The organism is Acinetobacter wuhouensis (genome assembly GCF_001696605.3).
Taxonomy (GTDB): domain Bacteria; phylum Pseudomonadota; class Gammaproteobacteria; order Pseudomonadales; family Moraxellaceae; genus Acinetobacter; species Acinetobacter wuhouensis.
In genome coordinates this window covers 240,048-252,316 of the sequence record NZ_CP031716.1, presented here as the reverse complement: position 1 = coordinate 252,316, position 12,269 = coordinate 240,048, and the positions used below count along the sequence as shown (strand labels likewise).

The following is a 12,269-nucleotide window of genomic DNA, read 5'->3' as shown; positions in this document are numbered from 1 at the left end:
TTGCTTCAGAATACTGAGATGTATACTTCATTATCAATCACCTACACCTATTTCTACATAAGATTTCAATTTGTTTTGACAAAATACTTCTTTAAATCAAGCTGATTTTTTTATTAGAATATAGTATTAGTTTTATATACCAAACAGAAAAATAGGTTATTGATGAATGATGAATTCTATCAAGTTTAAGCTTTCAATTTTTGCATTCAGTATTATTACCAGTAGCCTCTTTGGTCAAACTTATGCAGAATCAGAAATAATTGATTCTAATGAAGAATTTCAAGAAACGTCTACAACTGTCACGAAAAACCCCTATTTTAATATTTGGGAATATATTCCTCAGCTCGTAGATTCAACACCTACTTTTCTCCCAGAACAATCAAATTTGGCTATCGTGCCTCCAACATCTGAAACTGAAAATCAAACATGGGCAGACCAAAAACAAAAGAGTGTTCGAAACTGGGTCGATCGCACAGCCAATAAAATGGACAGTTGGTTTGGTGAAACCGATCCAACTAAGCCTGCTACAGCTTCGTTGAGAGTATTGCTCGATAACCGATGGAATAAGCACGATAACTATGACTTTAGTCCTCGTATTCGAGGAAAAATTAAATTACCGACCTTAGAAAATCGTCTCAGTGTAGTATTCGGTGACGATTCTTTAGACGATGAAATCGAAAACAATATTGCAATTACAGGAAGCGGGACAGATCGTAACCCCGATAAATCAGTCGATAGTAAAAAAATCCGTGATGATAACAGCTCGATTGCACTACGTTGGTCACAACTGTCTAAACGCTTACCTTTTGATGTCGATGCTGACTTGGGTATTCGTTCAGGCGATGATATCTACGCCCGCCTAAAAGCTGAAAAGGATTGGAAACTAGCCAACGATTTCTATTTCCATGCGGAACAAATTTATCGTTATGGCATCGACAGTGAAAATTATTTACGGACAAACCTAGAACTGACTCATGCTCGTCCAGATCAGGCTTTTTTATCTAATCAGTTCTATATAACCTATGCCGATGAACAGGATGATGATTTAACTTGGGATAACCGTACCTATCGTCAGCATCAATTCTTTAAAGGTAATCGTTTTAACTACGGTATGTATACCGGTGGTTTTTATAATAATGATGATTTGCGTCTAAACAGTTGGGGACCTTTTGTATCATGGCGTCAACCTGTATGGCGTGAATGGTTCTATGTACAAGGTGACCTAAACTATTTCAACGATCATCGTGAAGACAAGAGTCATTATCCAAGTGCCTTGGTACGACTTGAGGCATTATTTTAAGCCGAGAATGGAAATAATTTAAACAACTGTGGATAAGTTGGGACTTATCCACTCTTTATTTTAACGTACTTGCTGAGCATCAATTACATCTAAAACAAAAACCGAATGAAGCTTAAGCCCTGTCTTTTCGTCTACCTCATATTGTTCTTTCAGTTTACCTGTGACTTTAATTTTTTGACCAATCCAACTTTGAGCAAAACTCGCAGATTCAGTTATGCTCAATGGTGTACAACGTTTCGATTTTAAACTTTCCAAACAATAACGATACTTTTGTTGTGTTTCCTTATTTTGTTTTAATAAGGGTTTAACCACTTTTTCTCTTAAAATTCCTTCTTCAAAACTCAATTCTGAATTGCGTCCCAAAGACTGCTGTGCAAAAACTTCAGCAGAAATCAAAATACTCAAAAACCATACTATCCATTTCATTATTTTTTTATTCATAAAAAAGCCTATCGTTACGATAGGCTCTCTAGCAACATTTTACGACTTATTTCAGCAATAAATTGTTAATACGTTTTACATATTCCGCAGGATCATCAGGTAAACCACCTTCTGCAATCACGGCTTGATCGAAAATCACATTGGCTAAATCATCAAACTGCGCTGAACTTTCCAATTTTTTCACCAAAGGATGCTCAGGGTTGATTTCAAGAATCGGTTTAGACTCAGGTACCGCTTGCCCTGCTTGTTTCAACATACGCACCAATTGTGGTGAAAGCTCACCTTCACCTGTCACCAAACACGCAGGAGAATCAACAAGACGAGTCGTTACACGCACTTCTTTGGTTTTGGCTTTGAGTGAATCAGACAATTTATCAACCACAGGTTTAAACTGCTCTGCCGCTGCTTCAAGTGCTTTTTTCTCTTCGGCATCTTGTAAGTCACCAAGATCAACAGCACCTTTTGCCACGTTTTGCATTGGTGTACCGTCAAACTCATGAACAAACTCCATTGCCCATTCATCAACACGATCCGCCATTAACAATACTTCGATGTCTTTTTTACGGAACAATTCAAGTTGTGGTGAGTTTTTCGCTGCTGCCAAGCTGTCCGCAGTCACGTAGTAAATGGCTTTTTGCCCGTCTTTCATACGTGCTTTGTAGGCTTCAAGTGACGTTGAAACTTCATCATTGGTCGAAGTAGAGAAGCGTAAAAGTTTAAGAATACGGTCACGGTTACCCATGTCCTCGCCCAAACCTTCCTTGATCACTGAACCAAATTCAGCATAGAAAGTTTTGAATTTCTCTTGGTCTGCTGCATCTTCAGATTTTGCCAAGCCATCCAAAGTAGTCAAAACACGGCGGGTATTGCCCTCACGAATGGTTTTCACATCACGGCTTTCTTGCAATAATTCACGGCTGACATTTAATGGTAAATCAGCACTGTCCACCACACCTTGTACGAAACGTAAATAATTTGGAATTAAATTATCCGCTTCATCCATGATGAATACACGTTTCACATAGAGTTTGATGCCTGCTTTGGCTTCACGCGTGAAAATATTGCTCGCTGCTTTGCTTGGAATATAAAGCAATTGGGTATATTCAGTGCTACCCTCGACACGGTTATGTGTCCAAGCCAACGGTGCTTCGAAGTCATGGGTTAAATTCTTATAGAACTCAACATATTGCTCTTCAGTCACTTCTGATTTATTGCGTGTCCACAAAGCACTTGCAGAGTTAATTGCTTCCCACTCATCAGTTTTCACATACTGACCGCCTTTAGGCTCTTCACCCTCAGCAACTTCTTCTTCCTGCCATACTTCTTTTTGCATTTCGATTGGCAAGCTGATGTGATCAGAATATTTATTGATGATTTGTTTAACTTTATAAGACTCTAAATACTCAAGTGCATCATCACGTAAATGCAAAATAATATCTGTTCCACGTGAAGCCTTGTTGATCACTTCAACTTCGAAATCACCCGTACCGCCACTGATCCAACGCACACCATCAGACTCAGGTTCACCCGCACGGCGTGATTCAACCGTAATTTTCTCAGCCACAATAAAGCCTGAATAGAAACCTACACCGAACTGACCAATCAATTGCGCATCAGCTTTTTGATCACCAGATAATTTCGACATAAAGTCTTTGGTGCCCGATTTGGCAATCGTACCGAGGTTATCAATCGCCTCTTGTTGAGTTAAGCCAATCCCATTGTCTGAAATGGTAATGGTTTTCGCATCTTTGTCTAAGCTAACACGGACATGCAGGTCAGGATCATTTTCATAGTATTCAGGATGATTGATCCCTTCAAAACGTAATTTGTCACATGCGTCTGACGCATTGGAAATCAATTCACGGAGGAAAATTTCAGGATTTGAATAAAGAGAATGGGTCACCAAATGTAAAAGTTGAGCCACTTCCGCTTGGAAGCTATGTTTTTGTGTTGTTTGTTCGCTCATTCTTCACTCCTTTCACGCAAACTAAAAATCAATTGCTATATGAATGGAGTGATTTTATTGATTTTCAAGGTTTCGCCAAAAATTAAAATGGTCCCTGTTTATAAATATTGTTCATATAAATATCCAACTTCTGCTGGCGCATTTTATAGACTTCGGTTAAGCAATTCACATTGTCTTGGCATTGATCTCGAAGCTGTAACCATTTCACTTGTTGATCTTGAATGACACCACGCGTCCCCATCGGGACAAGTTTACGAATAATATTATAGGTCGTTGCCATTTTTACATCGGCATCATTCAAACTCAATTGTTCACATACCGTATGTTCAGTTTGAGTCTGTGCGCGCTCACAATTAAAACTGGCGGCATGGCTGATAGATATACCACTCAATAAGCCTAATAGAATGAAAATCAAAGCTTTCATAAGTCTTCGACAACAACAATGAATAAGCTACAGAATAATTAAAATCTACATTTTCAACCAGTACAAAAAGCATCATTTTTGAATATTATTGTATATAAAACCTGAGCTAGACCAAGGTTTTATATACATTTTCAACTTTAGAACCTGTAACTATAACCTAAGGTATACACCAAAGGATTCACCTCTAAAGTGCCGATGTCTTTACCATCTAGTTTCACATCGCTTTCAACTTGCGCATAACGTACATCTGCAAATACGCCCCAGTTCTTGGCATCAGCAGGTTGGAAATTAAAGCCCAATTGCCCTGCGACACCATAAGTCACATCGGCTTCAAGTTTTGAGTTACTTCCTCTTAACTTCTCATCCCAAGGTACTGCAACTGTCAACCCAACACCTATATATGGCGTGAAGCGAGTACTATTTTTTAAATGATATTTTGCAGTGATTGTTGGTGGTAAATGCTTAAATGTCGCAGCTTCAGCGCCATCTAATTTAATGTCATGCTTGAAGGGTGCAACAGCGAGAAGTAGCTCTGCCGAAAAAGGTGAATCACCAAAAAAGTATTCAACAGAAGGGGTTAAGTTATATTCATAGCTCACATCGGCTTTTGCACCAGCAAGTGTGCCATTATTACTGGCAGGCGCTAATAAACTTCCACCGACTTTTAATTGCCAATTCGATGCAAAACTCGTTGAAACTGCACAAAAACTCAGTGCAACAACGAAAAGTGATTTTTGTATTGTTGATCTTTTAAACATATATTTTAACCTCTTTGATTCTTTTCTATGGTCTTTTAAATAAGTGTGTGCTGATCATCATTTGATCTGAACAGCTACCAATGTAAATGCATCAAAAAGAATTAAAAAATAATAATTCTAGGTTTCTATATCGAAATAAATTTTTTAAATAAAAAATGCTAAGTAAATTCAGTTTCTATATTTCTGTCTGATCTTTTATTCAATAAAAAAACTCGGCAAACTGCCGAGTTTTCTAAACTAAATTTTAAGAACTAAAACTTAGAATTTATAGCTATAACCAAGAGTATAAACCATTGGGTCGATGTCTAGATCGAATTTAGCAATTGTGTCTTTACCTACTTTTACTTTAACTTCTGGGCTTAACTGAGCATAACGTGCATCAAAGAATACACCCCAATTTTTTGCATCAGCAGGTTGGAAGTTAAAACCGATTTGCCCTGCAAAACCGAAATCTTCTTTCACTTTAACTTTAGCGCCTAAATCAGCTAAATCACCTTTAGTTTTTTCATCCCAAGCAACAAATGCTGTACCACCTACACCGATATAAGGGGTAAAACGGGTTGAGTTTTTAAGATTATATTTAAAAGTTACTGTTGGTGGTAAGTGTTTAATTTTTACAGCGTCCGCACCATCAATAGAAACATCATGATTAATAGGTGCAGCTAAAAGCAATTCAGTCGAAATATTATCATTAAAGAAATATTCAACAGATGGCGTAAATGCAAATTCATGATCAGCTTTTACTGTACCTACACCAGCAACATCACTATCTGTAGTCGGTGCAATTACAGAACCACCTACTTTCACTTGCCATTGACCTGCCATAGCAGAAGCAGAAGCAGAAGCAGACATTCCCATTAATGCAATAATCGCGACTTGTTTCAACATTATTAATACCCCATCGTTGTTATTAATCGCATTAAACACAGGTATTAATAATCTTGCAATATCTATTTAAGTTTTAATAATATTATTATTTTTAAATAATTGTTATATAAGTAAATTTATTTTAATCATAGCTTTAAGGTTGGTTTTAATACCAACTTAATTAATATGATTTTATTTTTAAATAAAACCAATCATTTTAATAGACTTTTATCAAAAAATTAATTAGATATTCTAATAAATAGAATTATTATAAAAAAGTATATTTAATAAAATTAAGCGATATTTCTCATAACTAGCCAATATTTCAGACCAAATACAAAAAAGCTATTCTCAATCACTTGATGAATAGCTTTAATCTATAAATTGGATATATTACAACACCATTGCTGCAATCCAACCAAAAATTAATAATGGAATATTAAAGTGAATAAAGGTTGGAACAACACTGTCCTTCATATGATCATGTTGACCATCCATATTCAGACCCGCAGTCGGACCTAATGTAGAGTCTGAAGCTGGTGAACCCGCATCACCCAAAGCTGCGGCAGTACCAATAATGGTAATGGTTGCCATAGGGCTAAAACCAAATTGAATACATAAAGGCACGTAGATAATCGCTAAAATTGGCACAGTAGAGAATGAAGAACCAATTCCTAAAGTGATCAACAAGCCAATCAAAAGCATTAAAAATGCAGCTAAAGCCTTACTATTGCCGATCCACTCGACCGATGCTTGCACCAAAGCTGGTACTTGATTGGTTGCCTCAATCACCGATGCAAAACCTTGCGCAGAGATCATGATAAAGCCAACCAATGCCATCATTCGCATCCCACTGACAATCACATCATCAGCTTCTTTCCATTTAAAAATACCTGCACAACTTAAGATTGCAACACCAACTAAACCAGCCAAAATCATCGAATCAGATTTTACTTGTACTAACAAAGTCATGGCGACAGCAACTGCAGCCATAATCAATGTAAAAGTCGCAACTTGTGGCTTTCCATCCTCTCCTGCTTTAACTTCATTCGAGATTTGCTGTGATTTATTTTCAACTTGAATGTCTTGATAATGTCTTGGCTTACGATAGCTCACAAATAAGGCAAATAATAAGCCAACAAACATCCCCAATACTGGGATTGCCATTGCCTTCGGAATTTGATCATAACTAATCGCAAAACCATAAGGCTTACCAAAGGTATTGATATTTTGACCCAATATATCATTCAAGAAAATTGCACCAAAACCTACTGGGACTAACATATAAGTCGCACATAGACCAAAGGTGAGCAAACATACAACAGCTCTACGGTCTAAATTCAAATGATTAAACACACTCAGTAATGGTGGAATGAGCACAGGAATAAATGCAATATGTACAGGTATTAAGTTTTGTGAAGAAATTGCAGCTAAAGCAATCGTCAAGAAAATTACATACTTTACTGTTTTCTGAGCGGACACATTCGCATCAGCTTTTAACATTTTAATGAGTTTGTACGCCAATAAATCGGGTAAGCCTGATTTTGCCAAAGCCACTGCAAAAGCACCCAATACCCCATAAGCCAGTGCAATTTTTGCACCACCGCCCAAACCATTATTAAAAGCTTCTAAAGTTCCGTGTAACCCTAGCCCTGCCATTAATCCGCCTGTCATTGCCCCAATAATTAGAGCAAAAACTACAGGTACACGAGCTAGAGATAGTCCAAACATGACTACAATAGCAGCAATAATTGCGATCATAAGATGAGATGAATAGAAAAAGGGGCATTTTAGCAGAGAATCTGTGTAAAACTGCCCCTTTTATCGAGTTATTCGTGAACTTATTAATTTTGGTTTTTATGGGCGAACTGAGCAATATATCCTGCAATTTCTTGTGGACGACTCAATACTGCCCAATGGTTTGCATCTACTTCCACACGTTCAAATTTTTCGACCCATTTTGGCATTTCATCGATCAATTCTGGGCTGACAAACTTATCACGCTTTAACACGACTGCCTGTACAGGGCATATTGCATGACGCTGACGTGGTCGTGTTAAACGAGGAATAAAGTTCGCTCGATATAAACTAATCCCATGTTCACCATCTTTAGAAATATTTTGATTTAATGGTAAGCCTTTGGTTTTCTCCAACTGACTCAGTACCATGCCCCAACGCTCAGGATTAAAGAAATGCCAAACTGTAGGTGCTAGGATCGGCAGTTGAAATGCAACAATGTACCAAGACTTAAATAATTGTTTGAAAAATTTACTTTTTTGATTGGCAAATTGATCGCGCATCCAGAAAGCAGCATGATCTAAACATGGACCAGAAATCGTCGTATAAGACAACATACGATCTTTAAATTTTGCTTCAGTGGCTGATTCCCATGACTGAATAGAACCCCAATCATGTGCAGCTAAGTGAAAGCTACGATTTGGTAAAAGCGCATTGACCACACACTCTAAGTCTAAAGACAAACGCGGTAATGCATAATCACGAATACGCTTTGGTACACTCGACTCACCTGCACCACGCACATCATAAGTCACGATATAAAAATCATGAATTAAATTTTCAATGATCGGTTCCCAAACTTCCTGATTATCGGGATAACCATGTACCAAGACTAAAGCCGGTTTTTCAACATTGCCCCATGTTTTTGCATATAGTTTTTGTTGATCTTGAGTGGAAATCCAATAACTTTGCGCTTGCATCGACTCACCTTTATTGTTTTAACCATTGACTATGATTTTATGGTATAGGGCATTTCGATCAATGCCTCTTTCCATTCTGTTCTTTATTATGGTTGAAAAATAGATAACTAGAATTGACCATGAATTCACTAATCAAGAAACTACAGACAATCCCCTTTGTCTCTAAGTTTATGTTGAATCACTATTCACCCTACAAGGGTGCTGGTATCGAGATTGATAAAATTGATCTCAAAAATTTCCATGTTCGTGTCAAAATGCCTTTAACTCAGCGCAATCAGAATGTTGTCGGCGTACATTTTGGCGGTAGCCTATATTCGATGGTTGATCCATTCTATATGTTGATTTTGATGCATCATCTTGGACCTAAATATATCGTTTGGGACAAAGCGGCAACCATTAATTTTCTCTCACCAGGACGAAGTACGGTCTATGCAGATATTCGCTTAGATTTAAATGAAATAGATCACATCAAAAAACTGGCTGATAATTACCAACCCGTTTATCGAAATTACACTTTAAATATTTTTGATGATTCTGGACTAAGAATCGCAGAAGTTCAAAAGACTGTATATATCCGTAGAAAAAAATCAAAGCCATTTAAACGCTAAAATCGCTTTCTAAACGCATCCGCTCTCCAAATATTTTTTTAAGTCTATTCTTATAATCATCATTATTCGATTAAGCACCTATCATTTATACACAAAAAAATAAGCGCAATTTGCGCTTATTTTATCTCAAGTACATAATTTCTATATTAAATTACTTCTTAGTTTCAATTGCAGAACCAGCACCACCACCAATTGCACCACCAATTGCGGCACCAGTATCTCCACCGAAGATACCTTTACCAAGCACAGCACCGATACCTGCACCTACACCGCTATATGTTGCATTACGGTTTGAGCCATTATTAGCCTTGCTACCGACAGCCGCACCACCACCAGCACCGACTGCAGCGCCGACACCATTACCCGCGTGATTACCTACACCACCGCCCACTGCACCACCAAGTGCAGCAGAAGCGATACGCTTGTCGTTTGCAGACATGTTTTCACAACCAGTCAACATCATTAACGGTAAGCTTGCGCACATCATGATCATTACTGTCTTTTTCATGTCATTCATCCTTTTTGTCTAAACTTACAAATGCGTTTGAGTTCTACTCATTAAATGAAAACACCAATTTATGAATTAAATTGCATGCTCATGTAGCCATTTGTAATGATTTATTATCAAAGATGAATTTTATAATTAAAAGAACATTCGTGTTAATAAGACACTATATTTCAGTATTCAAAATTGAAAAATATAAGCTTTTCATACATCTTTACCTTGATTCAGTAATCAATATGAATTGAAAATTTTCAAGCCTATCATTGATTTTTAAGATAATTCACCCATCGTGCAGAAATAAGCAAAACCAATCATTTCAGCAAGACCGTAGTCAGTGTTACACAATCATAAGGTCTTTTATTTACTTCAATCCAAATACAAAAAAAGACGCCCTAAGGCGTCTTTTTCATTTCATTATTTTTTATCACTTATCTTAAAGGATTATGTGAAGTTTTAATCTTCACCTCATGTTCTGTTCGATTATTTTGCTTTGCATGAGCACATAAATACTCAAACATATTTTTTTCATGTACTGCATGAGGACCTAAATAAATTTTTTTCAAATGGGTAACAACATCTTGACCATAATCTATATAGAAACGATTCCTATCTTGATCATACTGAACAAAATGATCATCCCATTGAGTTACATAAACAACACGGCACTCTTGTTCTTCTTTGAATGCCATGTGTTTAACCAGGAATCTAAGTGGTAATAAAATTTCGGCTAAAAGTTCAGCTTCATTCAAGTATTTTTTTATATTTTTAGAAATTTTTTGATACAAAGGTTGTATTAAATTTTCCAAGTTTTGAAACTCTTCTCTTACTCCATCACGTAATTCTTTTATATCCTTTGAATAATTATCCCATTTATCACTCTTTGAACTTTTTGCTTCTCTACAAAACGTCCATTCTTCTCGGTGTGATATTTCAATAAGCTTTGAGTCTGGATCAATATAAATACAACGATATAAAGGCAATTTTTGAATAATTTTTTCATTCAAACTTTCCGTTATAGAGCTAATATCAAGATCACTTTCCGAATCATCATTTTCTGTAACACCATTACTTTCAGAAATTGAATTACTGGTATTTTGAAGTCTGATATTAGAAAAACTATTCTCTTGCTCAAAAAATAGATTTGATAAAATCAAACTCAATCCGCTACCCTCTTTTTGATCTTCCTTACCATAAAGACGAAATTGATTTAATGAATCATGATGTAAAGTAAAACAACCCATAAATGCCTGATCATTCGTTGAAATCAAATCGGATGAAATATTTAAGTAATGATTTAGAATTTCTCCTTCGGTTGGATCATTCATCAAATCAATCGTATTTAACCTTATATTTGAATTTTCTTTAAATCCACAAATCTCTTTAGCAACCAATAATTTTGCAACAAAAGGAGAAGTGTAATGCGCGATTAAATCTTCATTTTCATTTTTAATAACTAATGAGTTTAAAAGTAAATCAACTTTTTTAAATATATCCAATAGCGCCGAAGATTCAATGCTCTTAATACTTAATACTTTCTCTATTAAATGCTTTTTATAATATATCTTAGGATACCATTCAGACTTTTCTGAAATATTATTCCAATAATCTAATATCTGAGATAATTTAGATTTATTAGATATATACTCCAATTCACCTAAGTGAAATTGTGCACTATAGAATTGTTCTTCATCATCTGTTTTCAAGACATGTTTTAAATAAATCTTATTGTTAGTTTTTAACCATAGAGCATATTGTGCATATGCATATGCAAAACAAGAATCTATTCTTTTTACTTTTCTTAGATGCTGTAAACATAATTGACTTTGATCTTTTTTATGGTAGAAAAAACCTAAATTCAGTTGAGCGCTTGCATATATTATAGGATTATCTTTTCTTAAAACTTTTTTAAATGCTTTCTCTGCTTCTTTAAATTGCTCTAAATAATTTAATAATAAACCTAATTTAAACTGTGCTTTAGCATATGCTTCTGCATTATCTTCTCTTAAAACCTTTTTATAAGCTTCCTCAGTTTCTTCATATCTTTTTAAATAATTTAACAATAAACCTAAACTAAACTGTGCTTTAGCATATATTTCAGCACTATCTTCTCTTAAAACCTTTCTATACGCTTCTTCAGCTGCTTCATATCTTTTTAAATAATTTAACAATAAACCTAATCTAAACTGTGCTTTAACATATGCTTCAGCATTATCTTCTCTTAAAACCTTTTTATAAGCTTCCTCAGCTTCTGCAAATTTATTTTGCTTGTTTAATAAAAGTCCTAAATTTAACTGCGTACCCGCATAAATTTGCTTATTATCTTCTCTTATTATGTTTCCATAAGCTTCCTCAGCTGCTTCATATCTTTTTAAATAACTTAATAATAAACCTAAACTATATTGTGCTTTAACATATACTTTAGCATTATCTTCTCTTAAAACCTTTTTATAAGCTTCCTCAGCTTCTGCAAATTTATTTTGCTTGTTTAATAAAAGTCCCCGATTAAATTGTGCTTTTGCATAAATTATTTTAAGCTCATCGGAAGATTTTATAATCTGGGACAATAATTCAATTGCTCTGTCAATCTCGTTATTCTTCTCTGCTTCCAATGCTTGATTAAACAGCTCTTCTGCTTCTATTAACTCCATTTTCCCCTCACTTAAAATAAGTATTTAATTTTAAA

General features: G+C 35.5%; 11 protein-coding genes. 2 read left to right on the top strand and 9 right to left on the bottom strand.

Annotated elements, in window-relative coordinates; all coding sequences use genetic code 11:
- Positions 1-166 precede the first annotated feature (166 nt).
- A complete protein-coding gene (locus BEN71_RS01850; RefSeq protein ID WP_068973897.1) occupies positions 167-1,300 on the top strand; it encodes a hypothetical protein in 1,134 nt (377 codons plus the stop codon).
- Between the two features lie 60 nt (positions 1,301-1,360).
- Here BEN71_RS01850 and BEN71_RS01845 read toward each other — a convergent pair whose 3' ends face one another.
- The 7 genes from BEN71_RS01845 to BEN71_RS01815 form a co-directional block, all read right to left on the bottom strand.
- Positions 1,361-1,741 carry a hypothetical protein gene (locus BEN71_RS01845; protein ID WP_152033026.1) on the bottom strand — a complete coding sequence of 127 codons (381 nt, stop codon included), beginning with the start codon at positions 1,739-1,741 and terminating at the stop codon, positions 1,361-1,363.
- Between the two features lie 46 nt (positions 1,742-1,787).
- Positions 1,788-3,707, bottom strand: a complete 1,920-nt coding sequence (gene htpG, locus BEN71_RS01840; protein WP_068973899.1) for a molecular chaperone HtpG — start codon at positions 3,705-3,707, stop codon at positions 1,788-1,790.
- An 82-nt stretch (positions 3,708-3,789) separates the two neighbouring features.
- Complete coding sequence (locus BEN71_RS01835; RefSeq protein ID WP_068973900.1) at positions 3,790-4,131, bottom strand: lysozyme inhibitor LprI family protein; 342 nt, start codon at positions 4,129-4,131, stop codon at positions 3,790-3,792.
- A gap of 137 nt (positions 4,132-4,268) precedes the next feature.
- Complete coding sequence (locus BEN71_RS01830; protein WP_068973927.1) at positions 4,269-4,871, bottom strand: OmpW/AlkL family protein; 603 nt, start codon at positions 4,869-4,871, stop codon at positions 4,269-4,271.
- Between the two features lie 276 nt (positions 4,872-5,147).
- On the bottom strand, positions 5,148-5,777 hold the full coding sequence (locus tag BEN71_RS01825) for an OmpW/AlkL family protein (RefSeq protein WP_068973901.1): 630 nt from the start codon (positions 5,775-5,777) through the stop codon (positions 5,148-5,150).
- A gap of 372 nt (positions 5,778-6,149) precedes the next feature.
- Complete coding sequence (locus BEN71_RS01820; RefSeq protein ID WP_068973902.1) at positions 6,150-7,517, bottom strand: Na+/H+ antiporter family protein; 1,368 nt, start codon at positions 7,515-7,517, stop codon at positions 6,150-6,152.
- 83 nt (positions 7,518-7,600) lie between these two features.
- Positions 7,601-8,473: an alpha/beta fold hydrolase gene (locus BEN71_RS01815; RefSeq protein WP_068973903.1), complete on the bottom strand. Its 873-nt coding sequence runs from the start codon at positions 8,471-8,473 to the stop codon at positions 7,601-7,603.
- A 119-nt stretch (positions 8,474-8,592) separates the two neighbouring features.
- Here BEN71_RS01815 and BEN71_RS01810 point away from each other — a divergent pair, with 119 nt between their 5' ends.
- The gene (locus BEN71_RS01810; protein ID WP_068973904.1) at positions 8,593-9,081 is read left to right on the top strand and encodes a PaaI family thioesterase; all 489 of its coding nucleotides are present in this window, start codon (positions 8,593-8,595) and stop codon (positions 9,079-9,081) included.
- A 151-nt stretch (positions 9,082-9,232) separates the two neighbouring features.
- Here BEN71_RS01810 and BEN71_RS01805 read toward each other — a convergent pair whose 3' ends face one another.
- Positions 9,233-9,589, bottom strand: coding sequence for a DNA transfer protein p32 (locus BEN71_RS01805; protein WP_068973905.1), 357 nt, complete (start codon positions 9,587-9,589; stop codon positions 9,233-9,235).
- A 425-nt stretch (positions 9,590-10,014) separates the two neighbouring features.
- Complete coding sequence (locus tag BEN71_RS01800) at positions 10,015-12,234, bottom strand: tetratricopeptide repeat protein (protein WP_068973906.1); 2,220 nt, start codon at positions 12,232-12,234, stop codon at positions 10,015-10,017.
- Positions 12,235-12,269 lie beyond the last annotated feature (35 nt).

Excerpts from the sequence above, each read along its gene's own strand:
- BEN71_RS01805 (WP_068973905.1), bottom strand. The coding sequence starts at position 9,589 with ATGAAAAAGACAGTAATGATCATGATGTGCGCAAGCTTACCGTTAATG.
- BEN71_RS01845 (WP_152033026.1), bottom strand. The coding sequence starts at position 1,741 with ATGAATAAAAAAATAATGAAATGGATAGTATGGTTTTTGAGTATTTTG.
- BEN71_RS01850 (WP_068973897.1), top strand. The coding sequence starts at position 167 with ATGATGAATTCTATCAAGTTTAAGCTTTCAATTTTTGCATTCAGTATT.
- BEN71_RS01800 (WP_068973906.1), bottom strand. The coding sequence starts at position 12,234 with ATGGAGTTAATAGAAGCAGAAGAGCTGTTTAATCAAGCATTGGAAGCA.
- BEN71_RS01835 (WP_068973900.1), bottom strand. The coding sequence starts at position 4,131 with ATGAAAGCTTTGATTTTCATTCTATTAGGCTTATTGAGTGGTATATCT.
- BEN71_RS01820 (WP_068973902.1), bottom strand. The coding sequence starts at position 7,517 with ATGATCGCAATTATTGCTGCTATTGTAGTCATGTTTGGACTATCTCTA.
- BEN71_RS01825 (WP_068973901.1), bottom strand. The coding sequence starts at position 5,777 with ATGTTGAAACAAGTCGCGATTATTGCATTAATGGGAATGTCTGCTTCT.
- htpG (WP_068973899.1), bottom strand. The coding sequence starts at position 3,707 with ATGAGCGAACAAACAACACAAAAACATAGCTTCCAAGCGGAAGTGGCT.
- BEN71_RS01810 (WP_068973904.1), top strand. The coding sequence starts at position 8,593 with ATGAATTCACTAATCAAGAAACTACAGACAATCCCCTTTGTCTCTAAG.
- BEN71_RS01815 (WP_068973903.1), bottom strand. The coding sequence starts at position 8,473 with ATGCAAGCGCAAAGTTATTGGATTTCCACTCAAGATCAACAAAAACTA.